Source organism: Streptomyces daliensis, from assembly GCF_054782395.1.
In genome coordinates, this window is record NZ_BAAGSO010000133.1 from 271,621 (window position 1) to 298,400 (window position 26,780).

Sequence of the window (26,780 nt, forward strand, 5' to 3'; positions counted from 1 at the left end):
GTTCCATCGCCCGGCCGTGCCATGGCACCGATCGCCACATCCACATGACGAAGAGCCTCCCGGCCTCCGTGGAAGCCGGTGGTCATGCCCCTAATCAGCGGTCTGTCGATGCCTCCGGAGCGGGTGACACCACCCCCCGGGCCATACGTTCGACAGGGGGAGAAAGTCATGCCAGCTTCAGAGGCCGGGCGCCCCATTGCGGAGCCACCAAAAAGGTAATGGGGGAGGGGGAGGCGAGACGAGGTGGGTGTCCGGTTGGGTCTGCGCGGGTGCCCGAGTCTGTTTACTTTTCCGTTCGGCGGTCGTAACGTGACGAGGAAACCACAGGAACGGGCAGTGAACGGACTCAAACCCACATGTACGCACCGGAGCGCCAGCAGGAGATCCTCCGCCTCGCCCATGAGCGCGGACGGGTCGACGTGCCCTCCCTCGCGGCGGAATTCCAGGTCACCCCGGAGACCGTACGCCGCGACCTCAAGGCCCTGGACCGCTCCGGACTCGTACGACGGGTGCACGGCGGAGCCATCCCGGCCGGGCGGCTCGACTTCGAACCCGACCTGAGCGAACGCGAGTCCTCCGCCACCGAGGAGAAGGACCGCATCGCGCAGGCGGCGGTCGAGGAACTGCCCTCCGAGGGCAGCGTGCTGCTGGACGCGGGGTCCACCACTGCCCGGCTCGCCGCGGCCATCCCGGTGGAAGCGGACCTGACGGTCGTCACCCATGCCCTGCCCCTCGCGGCCCGGCTCGCCGACCACCCTGGCATAGACCTGCACGTCGTCGGCGGACGCGTACGACACCGCACCCGCGCCGCCGTCGACGCCTGGGCCCTGCGCACCCTGGCCGAGATCAACGCCGACGTCCTTTTCCTGGCCACCAACGCCTTCTCGCTCGACGGCGGCCTCACCACACCCGACCTCGCCGAGGCGGCAGTGAAGCGCGCCCTCATCGCGGCGGCCGGAGGCACCTCGCCAGGGGGGTGGGGCAAGGTCGTGCTCCTGGCGGACTCGACGAAGTTCGGCCGGACCCACTTCGCCCGCTTCGGCGACCTCTCCCACGTCGACCTGCTCATCACCGACACCGGCCTCAGCCCGGACGACGCCCGCGCCATCGAGCGTCAGGGCACCCACGTAAGGCGCGTTTGAACCCCATGACCGTCATCAACACCATCCTCACCGTCACCCCGAACCCCAGCCTGGACCGCACCTACGAGATCGCGGCCCTGGACCGCGGCGCGGTGCTGCGCGCGAGCACCGACCAGGTCGACCCGGGCGGCAAGGGCGTCAACGTCTCCCGCGCGGTGGCCGCCGCCGGACTCCGCACCGTCGCGGTGCTTCCGGTCGGGGGACCGGAAGGGGCACTGCTGGCGCGGCTGCTCGGCGACCTGGGAATCGAGGTGGCGGGCGTGCCCGTTCGCGGCTCCTCTCGGGTCAACATCTCACTCGCCGAACCGGACGGCACCCTCACCAAGATCAACGCCGCAGGGCCCGAGGTGTCCACGGACGAGGCGGAAGCACTGCTGGAGACGGTCAACGCCCATGCGTCGGCGTCCGGCGTCGGCTGGATCGCCTGCTGCGGCAGCCTGCCCCGGGGCTTGGCACCCGAGTGGTACGCCGAACTGGTCGCCCGCGCCCACTCGATCGGCGCCCGTATCGCACTCGACACGTCGGGCCCAGCGCTGGGCGCCGCACTACGGGAACGCCCGGACGTCGTGAAGCCCAACGCCGACGAACTGGCCGAGGTCGTCGGCCGCCCGCTCGCGACAGTGGGCGACGCGGTCAAGGCCGCCGAAGAGGTACGGGCCGCAGGCGCCCGCACCGTACTTGCCAGCCTCGGTGCCACCGGGCAACTCCTGGTCGACGGCACAGGCACACATTTCGCCAGCGCCCCCGTCGAGGCCGTCCGGAGCGATGTCGGAGCCGGTGACGCCTCGCTCGCGGGTTTCCTCGCGGCGGGCGGTGCAGGGGCCGACGCGCTGGTCTCCGCCGTCGCCCATGGAGCCGCTGCGGTCCAGTTGCCCGGCAGCCAGATGCCGACGCCCGCCGACCTCCGCCAGGACGCGGTTCGCGTCACCGCCGATGTCCCCCTCGACCACCCCTTGGGCCACCCCCTACTCCCCGAAGTGCCCGACAGCGCCAATGGAGCCGTGCGATGAGCCAGTTGATCAATGCGGAGCTGGTCGACCTCGACCTGACCGCCTCTACCAAGGAAGAGGCCGCGCGCCTGCTCGCCCAGCGCATGGTCTCCGAGAGCCGCGTCACGGACCTGGAGGGATTCCTCGGTGATGTGGCGGCCCGCGAGGAACAGATGCCCACCGGCCTCGAAGGCGGCATCGGCATACCCCACTGCCGCAGCGCCCACGTCACCGAGCCCACGCTCGCCTTCGGCCGTGCCACCACACCCGTGGACTTCGGTGCCACAGATGGCCCTGCCGACCTGATCTTCCTCATCGCCGCCCCCGACGGTGCCGACAGCGACCACCTCACCATTCTGTCCAGCCTTGCCCGGCACCTCATGGACGGGGAGTTCACCGGCGCCCTCCGTGCAGCCGCCGACCCAGAGCAGGCGGCAGCCCTCATCCGGGGCGACGCATCAGCGGAGGAGACCACGCCCGCCCCGGCCGCCGCCGCGTCCTCAGAGGGCGGGTCCCCAGCGCCGGACGAGTCGTCCACCGAACCCCGCGAGGGCGCGACCGGCGACCCCGAGCCCCGCGAGAGCGACCCTCGCGATGAAGCGGCCTCCCTCCCCGAGTCGCCCGAGAACACGTCCGGCGAGGCTCACACCCCCGGAGCAGCGCCCAGTACCGGGGAAGGCCGCCCCTTCCGCATCGTCGGCGTGACGTCGTGCCCCACCGGCATCGCCCACACCTACATGGCCGCCGAGTCCCTGGAACGCGCTGCGGGGGAAGCCGGAGCGGAGATCGTCGTCGAGACCCAGGGCTCCGCCGGGTTCGAACGGCTCGCCCCCGACGTCATCGCCGCAGCCGACGGCGTGATCTTCGCCCATGACGTGGAGGTCCGCGAGAAGGAACGCTTCGCGGGCAAGCCCACCGTCGACGTCGGTGTGAAGGCAGCCATCAACCGGCCGGCTGAACTCATCGAAGAGGTACGCGGCAAGGCGGAACGCGGCGAGAGCAGTGCTCCCGCCTCCGTGGCACCCATGGACAACGAAGCCGAGAGTGGGGACGGCTTCGGCACCCGGCTGCGTAAATGGCTGATGACCGGCGTGAGTTACATGGTCCCGTTCGTCGCCGCGGGCGGCCTCCTCATCGCCCTCTCCTTCGCGCTCGGCGGATACGAAATCACCGAAGCCAAGTCCGTGGCCGACCACTTCGTGTGGACCGAGGTCCATAGCTGGGCCGCTCTGCTCAACCAGGTCGGCAGCCTCGCCTTCAGCTTCCTCGTGCCCGTACTCGCCGGATACATCGCCTACGGCATGGCCGACCGGCCCGGCCTGGTGCCCGGCTTCGTGGGCGGCGCCATCGCTGTCCAGATCGAGGCCGGGTTCCTCGGCGGTCTCGTGGCAGGTCTCCTCGCCGGGGCCGTGGTGATGGCGATCCAGAAGGTGAACATCCCGCCCGTGCTGCGCGGCATCATGCCCGTCGTGGTCATCCCGCTGATTTCGTCGGCGGTCGTCGGGACGCTGATGTTCGTGGTGATCGGTACGCCCATCGCCACCGCCCAGAAGGCCATGACCGACTGGCTCGGCGGCCTCACCGGCGCCAACGCCATCCTCCTGGGCCTGCTCATCGGCCTCATGATGTGCTTCGACCTCGGTGGCCCCGTCAACAAGGTCGCCTACGCCTTCGCGACCGGCGGCATCGCCACCGCGGACCCGGGCAACGGCAGCCTGATGGTGATGGCCGCGGCAATGGGCGCAGGCATGGTCCCGCCGCTGGGCATGGCCCTGGCCACAACCGTGCGCGGCAAGCTCTTCAACAAGGCCGAGCGTGAGAACGGCAAGGCGGCATGGGTGCTCGGCGCCTCCTTCATCACCGAGGGCGCGATCCCCTTCGCCGCCGCTGACCCGCTGCGCGTCATCCCCTCCTCCATGGCGGGCGGCGCCGTGACCGGGGCCCTGACGATGACGTTCGGGAGCACTCTCCGGGCCCCGCACGGCGGCATCTTCGTCGTGCCGCTCATCGGAACGCCGCTGCTCTACCTGGTCGCCATCGCGGCCGGTACCGCGGTCACCGCGGCGCTCGTCATCCTGCTCAAGGGAGTTGGCGCCCGTAAGCACGCCGCCGATGGGCGGGAGGCCGACCGGAACGTGCAGCCCGGCGCCACCACCGGGGCGGGAGCGGCCCAGGCCGACCCCGGCTCCGCGAACGGCACCGACGGCAAGGTCGGCGTTCCCGCCTGACACCTTGTCGGACAGCCGCCGCCGGGCCTCCGGCGGCGGCTCCGTCCGCTCCATACGTCGTCGGCCCGGAAACCGGCAGAGGCGTCCACGTCCCTGCTCGTGCCCATCCACGTGCCCTGGCAGGGCTTCAGTCCGGGGCATCGGCACCGCGCCCAGGACGGCACCGGGGCCGAGCCCGCGCCGGGACGACCGGGGCACGCTCGGCGCGTTCAGTCCTGGCGCCTCGCGCCGTAGAGGTCGCCGTACGACGGGAAGATCCCGCCCGGGGTGTCCACGCTCTCCGCCGCCAGGACCGCATTGACCACCGCACGGGTCAGCACATCCGCTCCGGCCGCCAGCAGGTCGTTCAACTCGCCGTCCCCCAGAGCCCGCTCCTCCGTGGCCATCGCGAAGATGGTGTCCCCGTCGTGCATCAGGTGCACCGGCCGGACCGCCCGGGCCAGGCCGTCGTGCGCAGCGCCCGCCAGCTTCTGGGCCTGCGGCCGGGTCAGCCCGGCGTCGGTCGCCACGACGGCGAGAGTCGTGTTGAGCGGTGGCCGCAGGGGCCCCGCCGTGCGCCTTGCCGTCTCCTCCCTGGCCTCGGTCAGTCGCCGCATCGCCTCCGCGTGCGTGTCCTCCTCCGGCGCCTGGGGGCGGCCGCCGAACAGCTCCCCGTACAACGCGCCCGTCACCGGGTCCAGCGCCGAGCCCGCCGCGTTCACCACGGCCAGCACGCCGACCGTCGTGCCCGACGCCAGCACCGTGCTCGCCGAGCCGACCCCGCCCTTCAGCCCGCCCACCACGGCGCCGGTCCCCGCCCCCGTACAGCCCTGCGGCACGGGCGCGCCCGCTTCCGTACGGAAAGCGGCCTCCGCTGCCTCCCGGCCCAGGTCCGGGCCCGGCCGGGCGCTCCACTGGCCTCCGCGTCCCAGGTCGAACAGGACCGCTGCCGGGACCACGGGCACCACCTGCGCCGGGTCGGGACCGACCTGGACGCCGCGGCCGTGTTCCTCCAGCCAGCTCATGACGCCGGAGGCGGCGTCCAGCCCGAAGGCGCTGCCGCCGGTCAGCGTCACCGCGTGGATCCGTTCCACCAGGTTCCGCGGATCCAGCGCGTCCGTCTCCCGGGTGCCGGGGCCGCCCCCGCGTACGTCCACCGCTGTCACAGCCCCGCCCTCCGGCGCCAGCACCACCGTCGTGCCCGTCAGCCAGCCGTCCCCGGCCCTCTGCGCGTGTCCGACCCGCAATCCCCGTACGTCCGTGAGTGCGTCGTGTGTCTCCATGTGGCATGGATACCAGTGCGGCGGGGCCGCCGTACCCTTGAAGAATGAGCACGAGCCCGCAACAGCCTGGCCGGGGCCCGCGGCAGCCGGGCGATTCCATCCGGCGCGAACCGGCCGATCCGGCTGCCGCGCTGATCTTCGACGACCCGCTGAGTCTGCCGTCCTCGGACGACACCGACCGTGGCTGGGGCGACCGGCCCTCCGGCGGAACCGGGGCCTCCGGTGACGCGGGTGCGGCAGCCGACCTCGCCCGTTTCCTGGACGAGAAGCCGCCGCACCACATCTGACCGCGCCACCTCTGGTGCGGAGCGTGGGCCGACGCGGTGACCCGGGTGCGGGCGCCGCTCACGGACGCCGCCCGCGTTGGGTTTCGCACGTTTCCGCTACGGGCGGTTCTCTCGGCCCGCGTGGTTTCTCCGCTGGGCGCTACTTCTCCATGGAGGCCGGGCCGCTGCCCGTGCCTCCGGTACCGTCGCTCGAGCTGTCCGGAGAGGCCGTCGAGGCTGGGCCGGGGGAGTCCGCGTCCGGAGCCGTCGCACCGTTGCGCTGGGCGACGAGCGCGTCGCGGATCTCCGTCAGCAGCTCGACCTCGGTCACCTCGTTCGGCATCTCGTCGAGCCCGGCCTTGGCCGCCCGGCGCTCCTTGTACTTGCTCATCGGCAGGATCATGAGGAAGTACACGACCGCCGCGGTGATCAGGAACGTCAGCGAGGCGCTGAGCACCGGACCCCACTTGATCGGCACACCGCTGATCACTTCGCCGGTGGTCTCGTTCACCTCGCACGGGGACTTGAGGCAGGACTCGTACTGGTCCAGATCCTGGGTGCCGATCGCGCCCACCAACGGGTTGATGAGTCCCTTGACGATGGCGTCCACGATCTTGCTGAAGGCAGTTCCGACGACGACGGCAACGGCCAGTTCGACCACGTTGCCCCGCATCAGGAATTCCTTGAATCCCGCCAGGAGTCCTGTCTTCCCGCTCTCGGCGGCTTTCTGCTCGCTCAACGAACTGCCTCTTCCCGAACCAACTGATCCAACTGCGTACACGGCGCACGGAGCGGGCCACACGCGAAGCCAGCGCGTCCAGAAGCCTCAGCACAGTGTCACCGCCAGTCGGGAGGTGGCAGCCGCGCCGACGAGTTCGGTCGCCGTTTTTCGCGGCACCGCGAGCACGACAAGCGCCCCGTCGCCCGGGACAGTGTCGCCGGACTCGGGGACATCAGCCACTCGGACATTACGTGCCACTACTCGCGCAGAAGCCGACTCCCTGCTGCTCGCGATCACGTCTACCCGGTCATTGCGTTCCAACAACCGGACGGTCGCCGCGTCCGAGATTCGCACCGGTGCGATGACGGTGGCACCCTCAGCGTCGCCGACCCGTTTCCCTTCCGGACGGACAAGGGAACGGCTGCCGGAATCCGCACCCGCCCCGGCCCCTTGCGGCGGCGCCGACGTGGTCTGGCCGTCTTCCGTACGGGGAGTGGAGGCCAGCAGAGCGGTCGCCGCGACCGCTGCCGCGACGGCCAGCAGCCGTCGCCTTCTCCGCATGAACCGCCGCAGCCCGTAGCGTCCACGCCCGGCCCGTACCGGTGTGAATTCCGGCACAGTGCGACGGGAGAGCGGGGGTTGTGGGGATCGGACGGGTTCTCTCGCGCCACCTGAGCCGGGCGCACGCCTGGGGTCGAAGTCCTGGGACACGACGCTCACCGCCTGCGGTCGAAGAAGTCGGTCTACCGCAGCTACAGTGCAGGCTTTCCGGAAATCCCGCTGGCGCCTGTGGCTGGCCGGGCCACTGTGGAAAACGCGTTCACCCTCACGCGTCCAACCGGTCTCACCCGGCATTCAGAACCTCAGCGGTCCCGCCCCCTGCGCGCGCCGGTGACGTTCCCGAAGCCTCCGAGTACCGGGCTGCTCCGGCGGCCCGGTCAGTCCCAGCTCGGTTCGGCCAAGCCCGGTCTCATCAGCCGGACCTGGGCAGGCTCCCTCACGGCAGCGTGATCCCGGTATCGAGCCCGGTCAGCGCGTTGCCGCAGCCGCAATCGCGCTTGGCGGGCAGCTTCCCGACAGCGTTGAAGAGCACCTCACGCAGTCGCCCGACGTTCTCGCCGAAGACTCGCAGGACCTCCTCGTGCGAGACGCCCTCGCCGGTCTCCGCGCCCGCGTCGAGGTCGGTGACGAGAGTGAGGGAGGAGTAACAGAGTTCCAGCTCACGGGCGAGCACGGCCTCGGGGTGGCCGGTCATGCCGACGACGGCCCAGCCCTGCGCGGCGTGCCACTGCGACTCGGCGCGAGTGGAGAAACGGGGTCCCTCGATGACGCACAGCGTGCCCCCGTCGACCGGCTCCCAGCCGTACTCGCGCGCGGCGGCCAGCGAGGCTTGGCGTCCGGCCTCGCAGTACGGGTCCGCGAAGCCCAGGTGGACGACGTGGGGGACGCTGCCGTCGGGGAGGGGATGGCCGTCGTAATACGTCTGCACGCGCGACTTGGTGCGGTCCACCAGCTGGTCGGGCACGAGCAGAGTGCCGGGCCCGTACTTGGTCTGGAGCCCGCCGACCGCGCAGGGCGCCAGGACCTGACGCACGCCCGCGGCGCGCAGAGCCCACAGGTTGGCGCGGTAGTTGATGCGGTGCGGCGGCAGGTGGTGCTTGCGGCCGTGCCGCGGCAGGAAGGCGACCCGTCGGCCCGCCAGTTCGCCGAGGAAGAGCGAGTCGCTCGGCTCTCCGTAGGGAGTCTCGACAGTGACCTCTGTCACGTCGTCGAGGAATGAGTAGAAGCCGGACCCGCCGATGACGCCGATCTCTGCCTGTTCGCTCATGCCGCTCACCCTAAGGGCCGCCGCGCGGGCAGTGGATGGGGGCCGTACACGCGAGAGCGGGCGCCCTGCGACAGGGCGCCCGGCATCAAGCGTGGGTGAGGCTGGGCCGTGGCCGGGACGGGCAAAGCTCGGGCAAGGACCGAGTGGAGAGGGCCGGGAGCCGTTGTGGCGGTCGGTCGGCAAGCCCGGTGACCGGTCTCCGGTCAGGCGGCCGAACTGCTCGCCTTGCTCGTGCTCTTGGAGTCGCCCTTGCTGGACGTGCTCGACGAACCGGAGTCCGAGGAGGACGAGGAGCTGGACGGCGAAGAGGACGAGGACGTCGAGGAGCTGGAGTCGCTGTCGCTCTTGGACGAGGAGTCCGAGGAGCCCTTCGAGGCCGGGGTGCTGCTCGACGTGGAGCTGCGGCTGTCGTTGCGGTAGAAACCGGAGCCCTTGAAGACGATGCCGACGGCCGAGAACACCTTCTTCAGGCGGCCCTCACAGTTGGGGCACTCGGTCAACGAGTCGTCGGTGAACTTCTGCACCACCTCAAGGCCCTCGCCGCACTCGGTGCACTGGTACTGGTAGGTCGGCACGTTCTTCCTCCTGGCACTCTCACTCGTTGAGTGCTAACGACGCTCCATAGTGCAGTATTCCCGCGCGTCAGTCCACTGCGACCGGCGTACGGTGACCGACTCCACGTGCCGTGACCCTCCCTTCGGAGGGTGTGACGAGCCGTCGGCGGAAGGCAACGAGCACGGTCAGAGCCAGTCCCGTGCCCACGAGCGGCGCGAGAAATCCGCTGCTCGCGCCGAAGCTGTCGGTGAGCTGTCCCGAGGCCGTCGTACCGGCCGCCTGGCCCAGTGCGACCGCGCCCGTCAGCCAGGTGAACGCCTCCGTGCGCGTGGTCGCGGGGACCAGCATCTCCACCAGCGTGAAGCTCGTGATCATGGACGGGGCGATGCAGAGCCCCGCGAGGAGGCCCAGGCCGCCCAGCAGTGGTGTCCACGGCCCCAGCTGCGCCACGCCCGCCAGGGCCATGGTCGCCAGCACGAGTGCGGGGTAGGCCGCCAGGAGGCGGGCCCGAGGGCTGCGCTTCCAGTGGATGGCGCCGACGGCGAGGGCCGCGAGCATGTTTCCGCCGGCGAAGACGCCGTAGAGCACACCGTTGATACCGGGCTGGCCGGAGGACTGCGCGAAGGCGGCCAGGGAGACCTGCATGCCGCCGAAAACCGCGCCGATGCCGAAGAGGAGCGCGATGAGCACGCGGACACCGGGCGCCGAGAGCGCGGACGCCCGCTTCTTCCGCGCCCGGTCAGCGCCGCCGTCGACGTCCTGACCCGCGTGCGGGGTGGCGTGGGACCTGTGGCGTGCTGGTACCGGCTGGGTGCGGCGCTGCGCCGCGAAGACCAGTCCGCCGAGCGTCATCAGCACGGCCTCCGCGATCAGCCCGGCCGCCGGATGTACGCCGGTGCACAGGGCCGTGGCGATGACCGGGCCCACGACGAAGGTGAACTCGTCCGTGACGGACTCGAAGGCCGCCGCCGTCGTCATCAGCGGAGAGCCCTCCAGCCGAGCCGCCCAGCGGGCACGCACCATCGGGCTGATCTGCGGGGTGGTCGCGCCCGCCGGTACAGCGGCGGCGAACAGGGACCACAAGGGCGCGTCCAGCAGTGCCAGCGCCGTCAGCAGGCCGATGAACAGGGCGTGCAGGAAGATGCCGGGCACCAGCACGGCACCTTGCCCGAAGCGGTCGGCCAGCTTGCCGCTCTGCGGGGCGAGCAGGGCCATGGCGACACCGGCGGTCGCCGATACGGCGCCGGCCGTGCCGTACGAGCCGGAGGTGTGCTCGACCAGCAGGACGATGCCGATGGTGAGCATCGCGAACGGCTGTCGGGCGAGAAAGCCGGGGACCAGGAACGTCCACGCGCCGCGGGTGCGCAGGAGCTGGCCGTATCCGGGGCGTGATGCGCCCTTGTCGCTGTCGTGAGAAGTGGTGGCCGGGGGTCTCACGGCCGGGCCTTTCTGCCACCTGGTAGCGCGGTTGATCACGTTCGGTCGCAGACGTTCCTACGTGAACGTGTTGTCACGCCCTTGCGTGAACGCGCCGAGGGCTGTCCTCTCGCGCATGACCTGTCCAGGCCGCGCCAGCCCTGCATCAGGCAGAGTCGGGTGAAACTTGCCTTCAAAAGGGTAACGGCTGACGGCGCGTCCCCGCGCGGGGCGGCGCCCCCGCGCAGTGCGGGAGCGCGGTGACCGGAGCACGCGCCCTCCTCCAGGAGCGCCCGCACCTGAGGCCTGCTCGCCCCTCGCCCCGCGTCTCAGTTCTCGGTGTCGAAGGCCCCACGGGCCACCGCCCCCTGGAGGGGACGGAAGGGGCAGTCGGGCCGCCCGCCACGTTCGCGTGCGCCGACCTGCCCCTCCCCGCCCTTCCGGGAGTCCCCGCCGTCCCTCAGCGCCGTAGGCCCGTGCTGCCGCCCGTGCCGAGCCAGCCCGCCAGCTTGCCGCCACGGCCGACGGCCAGGAGGCGCCGTTCCGCCGCGTCCCGTACCTCGTCCGTCGCCACCACCAGGAGTTCGTCCCCGTGCCGCAGCACGGTCGTGGGCAGGGGGACAAAGCTGGAGCCGCCCCGTACGACCAGGGTGACGGCGGCCCCGTGGGGCAGGCGCAGTTCCGTGACCTCCACGCCGTGCATCTTGGAGGCGCCCGGGATCGAGACCGACAGCAGATGACCGCGCAGCCGCTCCAGGGGCGCGGATTCGATGTCGACGTCGAGGGCCTCGGAACCGTTGCCGAGTTCCAGTTTGCGCGCGAACCAGGGCAGCGTCGGGCCCTGGACCAGCGTGAAGAGGACCACGAGCACGAAGACGATGTTGAAGATCCGCTCGCTGTCGTCCACTTCGGCGACTCTCGGAATGGTCGCCAGGACGATCGGCACAGCCCCGCGCAGTCCCGCCCAGGAGAGCAGTGCTTTGTCCTGCCAGGGGTGGCGGAACGGAACCATGCTGATGAGAACCGAAAGCGGACGGGCGACCACGGTCAGCGCCAGTCCGATGACGACCGCGGGCAGGAAGTCGTCGCCCAGGTCGTGCGGGGTGACGAGCAGGCCCAGCAGCACGAAGAGCCCGATCTGTGCCAGCCAGGCCAGTCCGTCGGCGAAGCCCCGTACGGCGGGTCGGTGCGGCAGCTTCGCGTTGCCGAGGATCAGCGCGCACACGTAGACGGCCAGGAAGCCGGAACCGTGTGCCAGCGCGCCACCGGCGTAGGCCAGGACGCACAGGGCCATCACGGCGATGGGGTAGAGGCCGGAGGCGGGCAGGGCCACACGCCCCAGGCCGAGCGCGCCCAGCTTGCCGACGGCCAGGCCGATCAGGAGGCCGATGGCCAGTTCCAGCAGGATCTCGCCCAGCAGCAGGTACCAGTGGTCAGGGCTGAAATCGAGCGTGGAGAAGGCGACGACGAGGATGACGACCGGGGCGTCGTTGAAGCCCGACTCGGCCTCCAGAACGCCCGTGAGGCGCTTGGGGAGGGGCACCCTGCGCAGCACGGAGAAGACCGCCGCCGCGTCGGTGGAGGAGACCACGGCGCCCATCAGCAGGGAGGTCTGCCAGTTGAGGCCGACCAGGTAGTGGGCTGCGCAGGCGGTGACCGCCACGCTCACGCCGACGCCCAGGGTGGAGAGTACGGCCGCGGCGGGTACCGCCGGGCGGATCTCGTGCCACTTGGTGCCGAGGCCGCCTTCGGTGAGGATCACGACGAGGGCCGCGTAGCCGAGCACTTGTGTCAGTTCGGTGTTGCTGAAGTCGACTCCGAGGCCGTCCTGCCCTATGGCGATGCCGATGCCCAGGTAGACGAGCAGGCTGGGCAGGCCGCTGCGCGAGGAGAGGCGTACGGCGACGACGGCGACGAGGAGGACCAGGGCGCTGAGGAGCAGCAGTTCGTTGAGACGGTCGACAGTCAGGGGCGGATCCTCTCTTCGGGGGCCTTGGCCTCGCTGCTTCGCCGCTCCGCCGCCGTCCCGGTCGGGAGGGTGGCGCGACGGCTCGCTGCCTTGTGGCGTGCTGGCTTCGCTGGGGTGTGGTCGGCCGTTTCCTTGACGATTCCTTTTTGATCTTCTTAGTTCGTTTGGGTAGCTAATAATTTACCATTGCTTGAACGTTCCAGCTTCGTAGCTGGTGGCTCGCTGCACGGCCGTGCGAGGGCTCGTCCTATGGTTGCTCCAGCACGGATCCGTCCGGGCCTTCACGCACAAGGTCCACCCTGCCGCTCGAAGGACAGCGATGCCCGCCAAGAAGACCTCGCGACGCGCCCGCCTGATCGTGATCGCAGTCGTGTTGCTGCTCGTGGCTGGCATCGGCGGCGGCACGTTCTGGACCATCAGTACGGTGCGGGACTCCTTCCCGCAGACGACCGGCTCCCTCAAACTCAAGGGCCTCTCCGACCCCGTCACGGTCAAACGCGACAGCAGCGGCGTCCCGCAGCTCTACGCGGACAACTCCAAGGACCTCTTCCAGGCCCAGGGTTATGTCCACGCCCAGGACCGCTTCTGGGAGATGGACGTACGCCGTCACATGACGTCGGGGCGGCTCTCGGAGATGTTCGGCGCGGGCCAGGTGGAGACCGACGCGTTCCTGCGGACGCTGGGCTGGCGGAAGGTCGCCGAGCAGGAGTACGCGAAGCTCTCCCCGGAGACCAAGAAGAACCTCCAGTCCTACTCGGCCGGCGTCAACGCCTACCTGAAGGACCACAAGGGATCCGCCGCCTCCGTCGAGTACGCGGCCCTGGACATCACGGGCGACTACTCGCCGCCGAAGTGGAGCCCCGTCGACTCCGTCGCCTGGCTGAAGGCCATGGCCTGGGACCTGCGCGGCAACATGTCCGACGAGATCGACCGCGCCCTGATGTCCAGCAGGCTGACCAAGGACGAGATCGAGGATCTCTACCCTGAGTACCCGTACGAGCGGAACAAGCCGATCGTCGACGGCGGCTCGGTCGATCCCGCGACCAAGGAGTTCGACCCGGAGGGCGGCGAGACGGCCTCCGAGAGCGCGTCGGGCCAGGGATACCAGCAGGCCGCCAGCAACGCGGGCACGCAGTTGGACCGGGTCTCCAAGAAGCTCGACGAGATTCCCTCGCTCCTGGGGCCCAACGGCAGCGGCATCGGCTCCAACTCCTGGGTGGTCTCCGGCAAGTACACGACCACCGGCAAGCCCCTGCTCGCGAACGACCCGCACCTGGCGCCGCAACTGCCCTCCCTCTGGTACCAGATGGGCCTGCACTGCCGCACCGTGAGCTCCTCGTGCCCGTACGACGTCTCCGGGTTCACGTTCTCCGGGATGCCCGGCGTCGTCATCGGCCACAACCAGGACATCTCCTGGGGCATGACCAACCTGGGCGCGGACGTCACCGACCTGTATCTCCAGAAGATCAGGGACGGCGGCTACGTCTACGACGGCAAGACCGTCCCGTACAAGACCCGCAAGGAGACCATCAAGGTCGCGGGCGGGAAGAACCGCGAGATCACCGTCCGGGAGACGAACAACGGGCCGGTCATCTCCGACCGTGACTCCGAGCTGCGGAAGGTCGGCGACGAGGCGCCCGTCGACAACGCGGCACCCGACCGCAGCGACGGCTACGCGGTCTCCCTCCGCTGGACCGCGCTGTCGCCCACCAAGTCCATGGACGCCGTCTTCGAGCTGAACAAGGCGTCGGACTTCAAGGAGTTCCGCGCGGCGGCCCGTGACTTCGCGGTCCCCTCGCAGAACCTCATCTACGCCGACGCCAAGGGCAACATCGGCTACCAGGCCCCCGGCCGCATCCCCGTCAGGGGCGCGGGCGACGGCCGCTACCCGGCGCCGGGCTGGGACCCGCGCTACCGCTGGAAGGGCTACGTCCCCCAGTCCGCGCTGCCCTGGGAGTACAACCCGGACCGCGGCTACATCGTGACCGCCAACCAGGCCGTCATCGACCAGGAGAAGTACCCGTACCTGCTGACCGAGGACTGGGGGTACGGCGCCCGCAGCCAGCGGATCAACGACCTGATCCAGTCGAAGGTCGAGGACGGCGGCAAGATCTCCATGGGCGACATGCAGACCATGCAGATGGACAACAGCAGCGAGATCGCCAAGCTGCTGGTGCCGTACCTCCTGAAGGTCGACGTCAAGGACAACTACGTCCGGGAGGCCCAGAAGCTCCTGGAGGGCTGGGATTACACCCAGGACGCCGACTCCGCCCCGGCCGCCTACTTCAACGCCGTCTGGCGCAACATGCTGATGCTCGCCTTCGGGAACAAGCTCCCCAAGGAGCTGCGGGTCAAGGGCGACTGCCTGAACGTGCGGCCCTCGGATGACTCCGGTCCCATCGACGACCTGGAGGGCAACGAGCTACTGGTACGCGAGTGCGGTGAGCGCAAGCCCGACTCGGCGCAGCCGGACGGCGGCGACCGCTGGTACGAGGTCGTACGGAAGCTCATCAAGAACCCCGACGACGAGTGGTGGAAGACCGAGGGCACCAAGCGCCGCCCCGGGGACAAGAACCGCGACGAGCTGCTCTCGCACGCCATGAAGGACGCGCGTTACGAGTTGACGGCCAAGCTCGGCAAGGACATCGACACCTGGAGCTGGGGCCGTCTCCACCGGCTGATGCTCAAGAACCAGACCATCGGCACCAACGGCCCCGGCTACATGCAGTGGCTGCTCAACCGCGGCCCCTGGGACCTCGGCGGCGGCGAGGCGGCCGTCAACGCCACCGGCTGGAACGCGGCGGGCGGTTACGACGTGACCTGGGTGCCGTCCATGCGCATGGTCGTCAACCTCGGGGACCTCGACAAGTCCCGCTGGATCAACCTCACCGGCGCCTCGGGGCACGCGTACAACTCCCACTACACCGACCAGACCGGAAAGTGGGCCAAGGGTGAGCTGCTGCCCTGGGCGTTCTCGGAGAAGGCCGTCGAGAAGGGCACCGAGGACAAGATGGCGCTGACGCCGTAGACAGCCGCGTCGGCCCGTAGAGGGCCGTGAAGCGGGCCGGGTTCCCCCGTGGGGCCCGGCCCGCTTCCTTTCCGGTCCCCGGTCCCCTTCGCTGCCCTGCCTCGCTCAGCCGTCCTGCGTCCCAGCCGCCCTGTGCCCCTCAGCCGTCGAACCGCCGCACACCCGACGGCGTCACCGCGGCGTGCACGGCCCTGTCGTGGGGCTCGGCCGGGACGTGGCCGATGATCTCGTCGTCGTACAGCAGGACCGTCAGCAGGGGCCCGCCCTCTCGCCCCCGCGCCCCCTCCGCCCCGGGGGCGGCGTGGGCGTCGAGGCGCTCCAGTACGCGGTCGTACGAGCCGCCTCCGCGCCCCAGCCGCATGCCCTGTCCGTCGACCGCCAGCCCGGGCAGCAGCACCACGTCCGCCTTGGTGACCGCTTCCGGGCCAAACCTGCTTCCGCCAGGCTCCAGGAGCCCCCGCCCGGCGCGTACGAGTGAGCCGGGGCCCTCGTACGCTCCCCAGTCCAGGTCGTTGTCGGGCAGCAGCACCGGAAGCAGAACCCGCACGCCACGGGCGCGCAGCGCGTCCAGGAGAGGGCGGGTTCCGGGCTCCCGGCCGACCGACACGTAGGCGGCGACGGTATCGGCCGCGGCCACCTCGGGAAGTTCCTGTGCCCGTTCCGCGAGAAACGCCGCCCTGGCCGACGCGTCATCGGCAGTCAACCGAAATCTCACCGCCAGGATGTCCTGTCGCAACATCCGCTTACTAGCGTGAATCTCGCTCACGTTGTGCCCAAACCCTTCCTGTGTCCACATAAGGCAACAAACACAGCGGACACTTACCTTCCACATAAAGTCAGTGGTTATGGTGCGGGACATGACTACTTCACGTACGAGGATCAGCAAGGCTGTCATCCCCGCAGCGGGCCTGGGCACCCGCTTTCTGCCCGCGACCAAGGCCACGCCCAAGGAGATGCTTCCGGTCGTCGACAAGCCCGCGATCCAGTATGTGGTCGAAGAGGCGGTCACAGCCGGCCTCTCCGACGTCCTCATGGTCACCGGCCGGAACAAGCGCCCCCTGGAAGACCATTTCGACCGCAACTACGAGCTTGAGCAGGTTCTTCGCGACAAGGGCGACGGAACGAAGCTCGCCCGCGTCGAGGAATCCAGCGACCTGGCGACGATGCACTACGTACGCCAGGGCGACCCCCGCGGCCTCGGACACGCCGTCCTCTGCGCGGCCCCCCATGTGGGTGACCAGCCCTTCGCCGTGCTGCTCGGCGACGACCTCATCGACCCCCGCGACCCCCTGCTCGCCCGGATGACGCAGATCCAGGAGCAGCACGGCGGCAGCGTCATCGCCCTCATGGAGGTCGACCCGGCGAGCATCCACCTCTACGGCTGCGCGGCTGCCGCGCCCACCGGGGAGGACGACGTCGTCAAGGTCTCCGACCTCATGGAGAAGCCCTCAGCCGACGAGGCGCCGTCAAACCTGGCGATCATCGGCCGGTACGTTCTCGACCCCGCCGTCTTCGAGGTCCTGCGCAAGACGCAGCCGGGCCGCGGCGGTGAGATCCAGCTCACCGACGCCCTCCAGGCCCTCGCCTCCGACCCGTCCCTCGGCGGCCCCGTCCACGGCGTCGTCTTCCGTGGCCGCCGCTACGACACCGGAGACAGGGGAGACTATCTGCGGGCCATTGTCAGACTGGCATGCGAACGTGAGGACCTGGGACCGGACTTCCGGGACTGGCTGCGCAGTTACGTCAGCGAGGAGATGTAGGGCATTGAGCAAGACCTGGTCGGTCGACGAGCACCTGGAAGACATCCTCCGCGGCGTCCGCCCACTGGAGCCCATCGAGCTCCAGTTGCTGGAGGCACAGGGTTGCGTCCTCGTCGAGGACGTCACCGTGCCCGTCTCCCTGCCGCCCTTCGACAACAGCTCGATGGACGGCTACGCGGTGCGCACGGCCGATGTCGAGGGCGCGAGCGAGGAGTTCCCCGCGGTGCTCACGGTCGTCGGGGACGTCGCCGCGGGCAGCGGAGACCTCCCCGCTGTCGGACCCGGCCAGGCCGCCCGCATCATGACCGGGGCCCCGCTGCCCCCAGGAGCCGAGGCAGTCGTCCCCGTGGAGTGGACCGACGGGGGGACAGGCGGCGGCCCCGCCGAGTCCATGACGCCCCGGGGCGAGTCCCCGGGCGGCGCGGAGGGCGAGGTCCGCGTCCACTGCGCGGCCACCCAGGGAGCGCACGTACGGTCGCGCGGAAGCGACGTCCAGGCGGGCGCGGTCGCGCTGAGCGCCGGTACGGTCCTGGGGCCGCCGCAGGTCGGCCTGCTCGCCGCCATCGGCCGCGGCACGGTCAAGGTCCGCCCGCGCCCGCGCGTGGTCGTGCTGTCCACGGGGAGCGAACTGATCCAGCCAGGGGAACAGTTGGCGTCCGGCCAGATCTACGACTCCAACAGCTTCGTGCTCACCGCTGCGGCACGCGCGGCGGGCGCGATCTCGTACCGCGTGGGTTCGGTCTCCGACGATCCCGAAACCCTCCGTTCGACCATTGAGGACCAGCTCATCCGCGCGGACATCGTCGTGACCAGCGGCGGCGTGAGCGTCGGCGCGTACGACGTGGTCAAGGAGGCCCTCTCCCAGATCGACGACGAGGAGGGGAGCGTCGAGTTCCGCCGCCTGGCGATGCAGCCGGGCAAACCCCAGGGCTTCGGACTGATCGGCTCCGAGCGCACCCCGATCCTGGCCCTCCCGGGCAATCCGGTGAGCGCGTACGTCTCCTTCGAGCTCTTCGTGCGCCCCGCCATCCGCACCCTCATGGGCCGCGATCCCGTCCGGCGCACGCCCGTACGCGCCCGCTTGGAGAGCGAGAAGCCGCTCACCTCGGTCGAGGGGAAGCGCCAGTTCCTGCGCGGTAGCTACACGCCACCCCCCGAGGGCGAGACCGTCGGCACCGTCTCGCCCGTAGGCGGCGCGAGTTCGCACCTGGTCGCCGCGCTCGCCCAGGCCGACGCGCTCATCGACGTCCCCGAGAAGACCACGGAGGTCGCCCCGGGCGAGGAGCTGACCGTGCTCCCGCTCGACTGAGGCCCGGGCGCCCCGGATGCCCCTGGGCGCACCGGATCGGCGGTCCACCGGATCAGCGGTTCCCCGAGGCGTTGCGCGCCCGGCCAGGGGCCCCTGGAGCGCTGGAGCGGCGTGGGCGGCATGGGACGCCCGTAGAGTCGCGTACACCCCCGTACGGCCGTGTCGCGGCCACGTACGCGGGTGTACGGCGGCGTCGGCCCGGTACTCGGCCGTCCCGCGCCGAGGTGTGACCGGTACCGTGTCTGGGCACAGAGACGGACCGGGAGAACGATGAGCAGCGCCGAGCAGCAGCACCTCACCCATATCGACGAGGCCGGGGCCGCCCGCATGGTCGACGTCTCCGCGAAGGACGTCACCGCGCGCACCGCCCACGCGACCGGTCGCGTGCTGGTCTCGCCCCGTGTGATCGAGCTGCTGCGGGGCGAAGGCGTGCCCAAGGGGGACGCCCTGGCCACCGCCCGTATCGCGGGCATCATGGGCGCGAAGAAGACCCCGGATCTCATCCCCCTGTGCCACCCGCTCGCCCTGTCCGGGGTGAAGCTCGACCTGTCGGTCGCCGACGACGCGGTGGAGATCGCGGCCCGGGTACGGACGACCGACCGCACGGGCGTCGAGATGGAGGCCCTGACGGCGGTTACGGTCGCCGCTCTGACGGTCATCGACATGGTGAAGGCTGTCGACAAGTCCGCCGTCATCACGGACGTACGTGTCGAGGAGAAGACCGGCGGCAAGTCGGGGGACTGGACCCGCGACGAGCGGCCGGAAGAGTCGTCGAGGCCCACGCAGGAAGGAGCCGGAGCGTGAGTGGCACGCACGGCACGCACGGCATGCACGACGGCAAGGGGGCACACGGTGCGCGGGATCCGGACGGCCCCGAAGCCCCCGGCACGCCCCGTACCCCGTACCGCGCCTTGGCCGTCACCGCGTCGAACCGCGCCGCAGCGGGCGTCTACGAGGACAAGGGCGGCCCCCTCCTCGTAGAGGGCCTCAAGGGGATGGGCTTCGAGACGGAGGGGCCGAGCGTCGTCCCTGATGGCGAACCGGTCGAGGAGGTGCTGCGCGCGGCCGTCGCCGCCGGCTTCGACGTCGTCCTCACCACCGGAGGCACCGGCATCTCCCCGACGGACCGCACTCCGGAGATGACCCGCCGGGTGCTCGACTACGAGATCCCCGGCATCCCGGAGGCGATCCGCGCCGAGGGCCTGGCCAAGGTCCCGACCGCGGCGCTCTCCAGGGGCACAGCGGGCATCGCGGAGGGCACCCTGATCGTCAACCTCCCCGGCTCCTCGGGCGGGGTGCGCGACGGGCTCGCCGTACTGGGCCGCCTGCTGGTCCACGCCGTCGACCAGGTCCACGGTGGCGACCATCCCAGAGGGGGAGCCAACTGAACGCCTCCTGGCCGGTCGAGCTGACGGACGGGGCAACGGCCCTCCGTCCGATACGGCTGCGCGACCAGCGTGCCTGGCGCGAGGTGAACCTGCGCAACCGCGACTGGCTGCGCCCCTGGGAGGCCACCATCCCGCCCGCGCTGCCCGGCCACGCGCCACCGCGCCGCCCTACGTACCGTCAGATGGTGCGCCACCTGCGTGCTGAGGCCCAGGCGGGCAGGATGCTGCCGTTCGTGGTGGAGCACGAGGGGCGCCTCGCGGGGCAGTTGACGGTCGCGGGGATCACCTGGGGCTCGATGTGCTCGGGCCATATCGGGTATTGGATCGACAGGTCCGTCGCAGGCCGCGGGGTCATGCCGACGGCGGTCGCGCTCGCCGTGGACCACTGTTTCCGAACGGTCGGGCTGCACCGCATCGAGGTGTGCATCCGCCCGGAGAACGCGCCGAGCCGTCGGGTCGTGGAGAAACTGGGTTTCAGGGAAGAGGGCCTGAGGCCCCGTTATCTCCACATCGACGGTGGGTGGCGGGACCATTTGGTGTTCGCGCTGACCGCCGACGAAGTCCCGGAGGGGCTGCTGAACCGCTGGCACCGCACGAGCCCTGGGCGATCCACGGAAATAAGATAAACGTTCGATACGTGTCGCGGAACGACTCCCTCATGGCCATTAGTTGGCCACATTTGGTGACGCGGATCTCAGTAATCACAAAAAAAGTTCGAGAGATCAGCCAGATCGTGCGACACACCGCCGTATTTGGCAGATGGGCCCGTGCGATCCCCTCTACCGTGTGAGGGTGAGCAGCAGTGGCCTCATCTACGCAGTCATCGTCGGGGCCTGGGCCGCCTATTTGGTGCCGATGTGGCTCCGTAGACAGGACGAGCTGAACGAGGCCCGTCCGACGGAACGCTTCAGCACCGCAATCCGGCTGTTGTCCGGAAAAGCGGCCATGGAACGGCGCTACGCGAAGGACGCCGAGCGGCGCGAGGCGGAAGCCTCGGACGCCCGGCCCCGCTTCGCCGAAGCCGCCGACTCCGGTCCGGCCGACGGTGACGTGGCGGAAGCGAGTGCTCCGGACGCCGCGGAGGACGCGGTCGACGTCCGGGCCTTCGCCGACCCCACGACCATGATCGGCGGCTCCCTCCCCGAGGCGCCCACCGCGATAGTGGCTCCCCCGGGGGACCCCGGCGCGGCGGCTGCCGCCTCCGGTTCCCGCCGTGCCGCCGTCTCCGCGGCCGAACGCGCCGACCGGCCCGGTCGTGACGGTGTCACGGCCAGGGCCGAGCGCGAGCGGGTACGGGGGGAGCGGGCGCGGGGCGGTCGCGTACGGGACAGCCAGGCCGCAGGTCCCGCTTCCGGTTCCGGCCCCGCTTCCGGTTCCGGTTCCGGCTCTGAGGGGCGCTCCGGTGCGGGGCGCGGGGTGCGCGGTGAGGGCGACGACGCGGAGCGTGGCGTCGCGCGGCAGGGCCGCGCCGACCAGCGCGGCCGGGACGTCCGGCGTGACGGGCGTGACGGCCGCGACGGGCGTCCGCAGGGCAGCAAGAACAAGCGGGCCAAGGTGCTCGCCCGGCGTCGGCGCACCACGATGGCGCTGTTCCTCGCCTTCACCGCGGGCGCCATCGTCGCCGCGGTCGGCGGGCTGGCGTTCCTGTGGGCGCCCGGAGTTCCGGCCGTGCTGCTGAGCATGTACATCGTTCACCTGCGCATCCAGGAGCGCCGCCGCTTCGCGGTGACCATGGACCGGCGTCGGGCGGAGGACGCGGCACGGCGGCTGCGCGAGCGGCGTTCGCGGCAGCGCGCCGCCGCGGCCGAGATCCACGAGCAGGGTGAGGCGCCCGAGGCCGAGGCGGTCCACGGGAACGGCGCCGAGTACGCCTCCGCGCACGACGCACTGGCCGAGGAGGAGCCCGGCGCTGCCGACCGGCGTGCGCTCGTCGAGCAGACGGACCACGCCGAGTGGGTCGACCAGCAGCGCGGGCGCGACCGCGAACAGGGCGAGGGCGAGGGCTGGGACCCGGTCCCGGTGCCCCTGCCGACGTACGTCAGCGCGCCGGTCGCGCCGCGTGCCACGCGCGGTGTGGACCTGGAGGCCCCGGACACCTGGAGCTCGGCCCGCTCCAGCACGGTGGACGGCGGTCGGTCGTCCCGGGGCGAGCCGGAAGCGCCCGGCGGCGCCGCGTCGTCCCGGGACAGGGGCGCCGCCTCTGCGCCCGAGCCGGACCCCCGGGCCCGGCGCCCGCGCGAACGGGGCCGCACTCCGCTCTTCGACCAGTACGAGGACGAGGACCGGCCCCGCGCCGCCAACGAGTGACGGGGCCGGGGCGGGCCCTCCGGTCCCGGTCCGGGCTCCGGTGCTGTGGCGGGGAGCGTGGCCGGGCCGTGAACGGGCTCACGACGGATGCTGCCGCGACCGTCATGACCAGCGCGGGAACGGATTTCCTCATCACCCGATGGGGATGCTAAAGTTTCGAGCGTTGCAAGGGCCTGTGGCGCAGTCCGGTAGCGCATCTCGTTCGCAACGAGAGGGTCAGGGGTTCAAATCCCCTCAGGTCCACAGCAGGGCCGTTCTTGGGTTCGCTCAGGAATGGTTTTCGAGATCCCACTTGATCACCACGATCAGGTGGGATCTTCTCGTTTCTGGGGCCTGTTCGAGGTGGTGTCCGATTGCGGGAGTGCCGGGTCGGAGGCCACCGGGCGGTCGGTGAGTGGTGGTGCTCGTGTCTTGACGGGGGCGGGGCAGGGGGAAGTGCCCGTCGGCGGCTCGGGGGCGATCTGCGCCGGGCTGGACGTTCAGTGGTTGGAGCGTCGTCGTGTAAGGCCGGCAGGTGGGGGCCGGGCCTCAGTGGGGACCTGCTGACGTCCGCGGGGGCGGTTGGTGTCTTCTCTGCACTCTGCGTGGTGGGAGACAAGGGGCGTGTGGTCACCGATGGTGCGTTGCCAGTCGGTGAGGATCTGCAGATTGATGATGGAGATCATCAAGGCGACGAGGATGGTCTGGGCGACGCGTCCGCGGGCGAGGCGCTTCTTCGGTTCTGCGATGTCGACGCGGTGGCCCTTGGCTCGGCCGTTGATGCCCTCGTTGTGGGCACGGATGGGCTTGTAGGCGTCGAGCCAGGCAGGGGTGAGGTAGTGCCTGTCCTGCCGGAACTTGTCCCACACGTCGATGTCCCCGGGGCGGATGGTCCAGGTCGGCTGCTGGCAAATCTCCGGCAGTTCTCTCCCGGGCGGTGGCCGAAGCCGTTCAGCTTTGGAGACCTGAATAGTGGGTTTGGCCGCCGGATGTGCCGCAGTGGCGCGGGGGTTGGTGAGGTCGACGGTAGTGGGCGGCGGGGCAGGGGCCTGGTGGGTGCGGCTGAACCTGGGGCAGGTCACCGAGGGAGAAGGGCCCGCGGCCGGGCATTGCAAGCGGATGGCGCCGCGCGCGTCAGGACCTTCCTTGAGCTTGAGGTAATAGGGCTCTCGGGCAGCGATCTGCTGGGCGAGGTCTTCGGGGAATTCCCGTACGGTTTTATCCTCCAGTCCGTGGGTGGTGTTGGCGAGTCCGGCGGGCATCAGGGGGCAGGCCAGCGAGCCGTCGACCAGAAGCGCGCCCAGATGGCTTCCTTGGACACCACGCTGATTGCGCTTGTAGTCGAGGACGAGTTGGTAGCCCAGGCGGCGAGTGGGCAGCGCGAAGTGCTCAGTGGTCTGGTCGGTGTAGGCCCTGTCGGCGGCCAGAAGCCCGGTGGGCAGTCCCAGTGGCTTGAGGGCACGCAGGGTGTGAACGGCGTTCGGCCCGATGCGTTTGCCCGGGGTGTCCAGGACAAGCCCCAGGACCAGTTGAGGGTGTGCGCTGGAGCGTCGTCCGGCCTGCGGATGCCCGGCCGGGTGTCTGCGGGCCGCGGCGACGGTCAGTGTCGCGCTGTAGCCGAAGATGCCTGTCTCGTCACCTGCGCTGAAGTGTTTGCCGGCCGTGATCTCCACGGAGGCCAGATCGCGGCTGTATTTGGGCGGTCTCTGCCCGGAGGGGACGGCGGTGGTGTCGATGCCGACGTCGCCGTGCCATCCCTTGAGGAATCCGTGCCGGTGGGCGAGACGGACGGTCACCAGCACGAGCCGGTCGTTGATCTCCTGCAGAACCTTTCTGCGGCGAAGATGCTCGGCCTGATCATCCTCCCAGGCCGCAGCGGCCTCGGCCGCGTCGTCCAGCGGAAGCCGTCGGCGCCGATCGCAACGATGCGGGTCGAGCGCGGTGGTGAGCCGGTCGAAGGAACGGTAGGCACGCTGGCAAAAAGCGAGGCGGGCGTGGACCTCGTGCCGGTCTGTTTCGACGACGCCGAGCCACTCGCGGGCAGGGGCGCGCAGCTCATCCAGCAGAACCCGGCAGGCGTCGGCGAGGGTGGCGCTGCCGTGGTAGTGCAGGGTCAGCAGCAGGGCGACCAGCACGGTGCGCACCGGCAGCCCGCTCGGGCCGGGACGGCCGCGCAGTTCCGCCGCGATCAGCTCCAGGGCTCCCGACTGATGCAACAGCGCGTCGAGTTGGCCGACCTTGGAGTCCGGAATCTGGGCGGGAGCGTCGGCGCCTGGCCGGGGACGGCGCTGCCTGGCCTTCGCAGTGCTGCGCCAGGCGCGCGGCATGCTCACTGTCGGCGTCCTCGCAGGAGCCGTTCGGCAGTGGCGGTGTCCAGCGGGGGCACCAGATGCTGGTAGCGGGCCAGGGAAGCGGCCGAGGCCAGGCCAGCAGCCTGGGCGATGATGTCGTGGTCGATGCGGGCCGTCAGAAGTTCGACGATCCACGTGGCCCGCAAACGGCCCGCCGACAGGCTCGGCAGTCCGCCCGTGGGGCGGTGCCGGTGCGTCCAGGAACCCAGCAGATTCTTGGGGTAGGCGGTGGTGCGACCCGGCCGGAACAGGTAGCTGTGCCCGGCCTGCTCAGCGAGCTGGGCCAGGGTTTCCTCCCAGGCAGCTCGTGCGACGACCGGCACCGTCCGGTCGATCCCGTCATGCCGCAGCGGGCCCCCGCGGCAGAGGCGGCGCAGATCACGGCCGCGGCTGGCCACCACTTCCCTGGGCTGCAGGCCGAACCCGGCCCCCAGCCCCATCAAGGCCAGCGCATCCGTGCACTGCTGCCCGCGCAGACGGGCAGCCCAGTGCCGCAGAGCGGCCAGCTCGGCCCCGGAGTAGGGCGGGTGTGGGCAGGCTTGGCCGTGCAGGTGCGCCGGAGCTGCCTCGCCGCGATGGGACCAGGCCAGCGCGTCCCGCACCCGCAACAGCCATGTGCGGTAGGTCATCACCGACGTCGAACCCAGCTCGCCCGCGCGGGAGAGCACGTAGGCGTCGATGGTCTCGTTGCGCAGCCAGCAGTCCGGCTCCCGCTCCAGTCCGCTCTCCTCGGCCCACAGGGCCAGAGATGCCGTCACGTGCAGCAGCCGCTCGACGTCGTAGGGCACCGTGCTGACGGTGGCGGCCACCACGGACCGCACCAGCGGAGCGATCTCCTCCCAGACCGGCGGCGCCTTCTTCGGCCGGTAGCGGGTGATCTTCAAAGAGGTGGAGGGATCAAGGACCACGGTCCATGCATACCGGCTGGCCAAGCAGCCACTCTCGAACTGATCCACCTCCACAGACAGAACGGTGCACGCATGGTCGGCGGACGCGCCCGCGCACGCTCCCCCCGGGAGCTGACCGAGAATCCGGAAGCCTGGCCCCATGCGGCCAGCGGCGATGCCGGAGCCGAGGCCGTGCGGCAGATCGCCCGCAACCTTGAAGCCGCACTGCGGCAGATGGATGTCAGCCTGCGGGGCGCCGCCGCCGGATCCGGCGTCAACCGGCAGACCATCGCGGACCTGCTGGCCGGACGGTCCTGGCCGGACGTGGCCACCGTCGCACGCCTTATCCGCTTCACTCAGATTCGGCTGTGGCCTTCGGACGGGCCCATTGATGAACGGGAGCTGGGGCATTGAGCCTCGATTCGCGCCCGAAATCGCATGGAAGACGACTGGGCATGACGATTTCGCGGCTCCGCCCGCTGAACGGGACATACCCCGATACGCTCAGCGGTGCGGGAGCCACCTGTAGGGCGCTCACGCACCCGGCACCGCCGAGTAGGTTGCTAGGCCCTCGGCGGTGCCACCTTCTTGCCGCACGGCCCGTTCGGGCAGCGGCCTCCTCTGTGTCAGTTCTGCTGGCCACCGCCTTCCGCATGCGCCACGGCCGTGCCGTTAACCTTCAGCGCCGTAGGAGCGATGGCGAACCACGATGCCGGCTCCTCGATCACGTAGCCCTCTGTGACCAGCTTCTTCAGCCGAGTGCGGGTCGTCTCCACCCGTCGCCCCTCTGAGACGTCCTCACCGATGGCCACCGCGACATCCCGGGCCTTCATCGCCCGCCCGGAAGTCGCCAGCACCGCAAGAGCCCGCTGACGCCCCTCCTCCAAGCCGACTGGCTCCCGGTCCAGCTCCTGCTCGTGCCCCGCCGTCGACGCATCGGGAGACTCATCCTCCACGAGCCGCTCTTCGTCGGCCGTCTGGACAGAAGAAGGCTCTTCGGGAGCGTCAGCAGACTCGTCCAACAGAGAAGCCAGCGTCTCGCGTGTGATGCGCAGACGCTTGAGGCGTTCCTCGGCCGCCGCAGTCTTCATCTGCAGTTCGGCCAGCTCGCCACGGACAGCCGTTTCTTCTCGCTCCACCCGATCGAACAGCGGCTCCATACCCTGCCCCTGACTCCTGCGGTCCCGCCATGGCCCCGGCCGCTATCGCCAGCGCCCCATCCAACGGTAGAAGCTGCAATTGCAAGATCGCAGGGCCTGGACGCCAAAGCACGCAAACGACAACTTCCGCCCATCTGAAGCCCGTTCCTGCACTTACTGAGGTTTTCGGGTTGGTGTCGGTCAGGGTGGAGTGATGGCCAGTCCGGTCTCGGCCAGGCAGCCGTCGATGAGGTGG

At 70.4% G+C, this 26,780-nt stretch carries 23 protein-coding genes and 1 tRNA gene; 13 read left to right on the plus strand and 11 right to left on the minus strand.

From position 1 onward, the window contains the following. Positions 1-356 precede the first annotated feature (356 nt). From ACYVOO_RS38550 to ACYVOO_RS38560, 3 genes are read left to right on the plus strand one after another with little or no spacing between them, the layout of a single operon-like run. Entirely contained in the window at positions 357-1,142 is a 786-nt protein-coding gene (locus tag ACYVOO_RS38550) for a DeoR/GlpR family DNA-binding transcription regulator (protein WP_453346203.1), read from the plus strand. Positions 1,143-1,147: 5 nt separating this feature from the next. After that, the gene (pfkB, locus tag ACYVOO_RS38555) at positions 1,148-2,152 is read left to right on the plus strand and encodes a 1-phosphofructokinase (RefSeq protein ID WP_461020373.1); all 1,005 of its coding nucleotides are present in this window, start codon (positions 1,148-1,150) and stop codon (positions 2,150-2,152) included. Continuing rightward, positions 2,149-4,359, plus strand: a complete 2,211-nt coding sequence (locus ACYVOO_RS38560; RefSeq protein ID WP_461020374.1) for a PTS fructose transporter subunit IIABC — start codon at positions 2,149-2,151, stop codon at positions 4,357-4,359. The genes pfkB and ACYVOO_RS38560 overlap by 4 nt, the downstream gene beginning before the upstream one ends. Before the next feature lie 209 nt (positions 4,360-4,568). Here ACYVOO_RS38560 and ACYVOO_RS38565 read toward each other — a convergent pair whose 3' ends face one another. Beyond that, the gene (locus tag ACYVOO_RS38565; RefSeq protein WP_461020375.1) at positions 4,569-5,621 is read right to left on the minus strand and encodes a P1 family peptidase; all 1,053 of its coding nucleotides are present in this window, start codon (positions 5,619-5,621) and stop codon (positions 4,569-4,571) included. 44 nt (positions 5,622-5,665) lie between these two features. Here ACYVOO_RS38565 and ACYVOO_RS38570 point away from each other — a divergent pair, with 44 nt between their 5' ends. Beyond that, positions 5,666-5,908, plus strand: coding sequence for a hypothetical protein (locus ACYVOO_RS38570; protein WP_461020376.1), 243 nt, complete (start codon positions 5,666-5,668; stop codon positions 5,906-5,908). Between the two features lie 139 nt (positions 5,909-6,047). Here the strand turns inward: ACYVOO_RS38570 and mscL are convergent, their stop codons facing one another. The 6 genes from mscL to ACYVOO_RS38600 all read right to left on the minus strand — a co-directional run bounded on the left by mscL (position 6,048) and on the right by ACYVOO_RS38600 (position 12,376). Further along, the gene (mscL, locus tag ACYVOO_RS38575) at positions 6,048-6,626 is read right to left on the minus strand and encodes a large conductance mechanosensitive channel protein MscL (RefSeq protein WP_461020377.1); all 579 of its coding nucleotides are present in this window, start codon (positions 6,624-6,626) and stop codon (positions 6,048-6,050) included. An 87-nt stretch (positions 6,627-6,713) separates the two neighbouring features. Next, positions 6,714-7,226: a hypothetical protein gene (locus tag ACYVOO_RS38580; RefSeq protein ID WP_461020378.1), complete on the minus strand. Its 513-nt coding sequence runs from the start codon at positions 7,224-7,226 to the stop codon at positions 6,714-6,716. A gap of 379 nt (positions 7,227-7,605) precedes the next feature. Continuing rightward, on the minus strand, positions 7,606-8,436 hold the full coding sequence (locus tag ACYVOO_RS38585; protein ID WP_461020379.1) for an S-methyl-5'-thioadenosine phosphorylase: 831 nt from the start codon (positions 8,434-8,436) through the stop codon (positions 7,606-7,608). Positions 8,437-8,639: 203 nt separating this feature from the next. Further along, the gene (locus tag ACYVOO_RS38590) at positions 8,640-9,011 is read right to left on the minus strand and encodes an FmdB family zinc ribbon protein (protein WP_461020380.1); all 372 of its coding nucleotides are present in this window, start codon (positions 9,009-9,011) and stop codon (positions 8,640-8,642) included. A gap of 67 nt (positions 9,012-9,078) precedes the next feature. Then, positions 9,079-10,428 carry an MFS transporter gene (locus tag ACYVOO_RS38595; RefSeq protein WP_461020381.1) on the minus strand — a complete coding sequence of 450 codons (1,350 nt, stop codon included), beginning with the start codon at positions 10,426-10,428 and terminating at the stop codon, positions 9,079-9,081. 439 nt (positions 10,429-10,867) lie between these two features. Then, positions 10,868-12,376: a potassium/proton antiporter gene (locus ACYVOO_RS38600; protein WP_461020410.1), complete on the minus strand. Its 1,509-nt coding sequence runs from the start codon at positions 12,374-12,376 to the stop codon at positions 10,868-10,870. 319 nt (positions 12,377-12,695) lie between these two features. Between ACYVOO_RS38600 and ACYVOO_RS38605 the strand changes: the two genes are divergently transcribed. Then, positions 12,696-15,404 (plus strand): penicillin acylase family protein, encoded by a 2,709-nt coding sequence (locus tag ACYVOO_RS38605; RefSeq protein WP_461020382.1) that lies wholly within the window; start codon positions 12,696-12,698, stop codon positions 15,402-15,404. A 139-nt stretch (positions 15,405-15,543) separates the two neighbouring features. On the opposite strand, the gene ACYVOO_RS38610 is transcribed toward ACYVOO_RS38605, so the two are convergent. Continuing rightward, complete coding sequence (locus tag ACYVOO_RS38610) at positions 15,544-16,200, minus strand: 5-formyltetrahydrofolate cyclo-ligase (protein ID WP_461020383.1); 657 nt, start codon at positions 16,198-16,200, stop codon at positions 15,544-15,546. A gap of 61 nt (positions 16,201-16,261) precedes the next feature. Between ACYVOO_RS38610 and galU the strand changes: the two genes are divergently transcribed. The 7 genes from galU (at position 16,262) to ACYVOO_RS38645 (ending at position 22,411) form a co-directional block, all read left to right on the plus strand. Then, a complete protein-coding gene (gene galU / locus ACYVOO_RS38615) occupies positions 16,262-17,164 on the plus strand; it encodes a UTP--glucose-1-phosphate uridylyltransferase GalU (protein ID WP_461020384.1) in 903 nt (300 codons plus the stop codon). A gap of 4 nt (positions 17,165-17,168) precedes the next feature. After that, a complete protein-coding gene (gene glp, locus ACYVOO_RS38620; RefSeq protein ID WP_461020385.1) occupies positions 17,169-18,473 on the plus strand; it encodes a molybdotransferase-like divisome protein Glp in 1,305 nt (434 codons plus the stop codon). Positions 18,474-18,743: 270 nt separating this feature from the next. Then, entirely contained in the window at positions 18,744-19,277 is a 534-nt protein-coding gene (moaC, locus tag ACYVOO_RS38625) for a cyclic pyranopterin monophosphate synthase MoaC (RefSeq protein WP_453346216.1), read from the plus strand. Then, entirely contained in the window at positions 19,274-19,861 is a 588-nt protein-coding gene (locus ACYVOO_RS38630; RefSeq protein ID WP_461020386.1) for a MogA/MoaB family molybdenum cofactor biosynthesis protein, read from the plus strand. The genes moaC and ACYVOO_RS38630 overlap by 4 nt, the downstream gene beginning before the upstream one ends. Beyond that, complete coding sequence (locus tag ACYVOO_RS38635) at positions 19,858-20,487, plus strand: GNAT family N-acetyltransferase (RefSeq protein WP_461020411.1); 630 nt, start codon at positions 19,858-19,860, stop codon at positions 20,485-20,487. Before ACYVOO_RS38630 ends, ACYVOO_RS38635 begins: the two co-directional genes overlap by 4 nt. 166 nt (positions 20,488-20,653) lie before the next feature. Beyond that, a complete protein-coding gene (locus ACYVOO_RS38640) occupies positions 20,654-22,168 on the plus strand; it encodes a hypothetical protein (protein ID WP_461020387.1) in 1,515 nt (504 codons plus the stop codon). Positions 22,169-22,337: 169 nt separating this feature from the next. Beyond that, positions 22,338-22,411, plus strand: a tRNA-Ala gene (locus tag ACYVOO_RS38645). 236 nt (positions 22,412-22,647) lie between these two features. Here the strand turns inward: ACYVOO_RS38645 and ACYVOO_RS38650 are convergent. Next, entirely contained in the window at positions 22,648-24,480 is a 1,833-nt protein-coding gene (locus ACYVOO_RS38650; RefSeq protein WP_461020388.1) for a hypothetical protein, read from the minus strand. Then, positions 24,477-25,406, minus strand: coding sequence for a hypothetical protein (locus tag ACYVOO_RS38655; RefSeq protein WP_461020389.1), 930 nt, complete (start codon positions 25,404-25,406; stop codon positions 24,477-24,479). The genes ACYVOO_RS38650 and ACYVOO_RS38655 overlap by 4 nt, the downstream gene beginning before the upstream one ends. 72 nt (positions 25,407-25,478) lie before the next feature. On the opposite strand from ACYVOO_RS38655, the gene ACYVOO_RS38660 reads away from it, so the two are divergent. Then, positions 25,479-25,799, plus strand: coding sequence for a helix-turn-helix domain-containing protein (locus tag ACYVOO_RS38660; RefSeq protein WP_461020390.1), 321 nt, complete (start codon positions 25,479-25,481; stop codon positions 25,797-25,799). A 212-nt stretch (positions 25,800-26,011) separates the two neighbouring features. On the opposite strand, the gene ACYVOO_RS38665 is transcribed toward ACYVOO_RS38660, so the two are convergent. Continuing rightward, the gene (locus ACYVOO_RS38665; protein ID WP_461020391.1) at positions 26,012-26,545 is read right to left on the minus strand and encodes a hypothetical protein; all 534 of its coding nucleotides are present in this window, start codon (positions 26,543-26,545) and stop codon (positions 26,012-26,014) included. Positions 26,546-26,780: the final 235 nt, after the last annotated feature.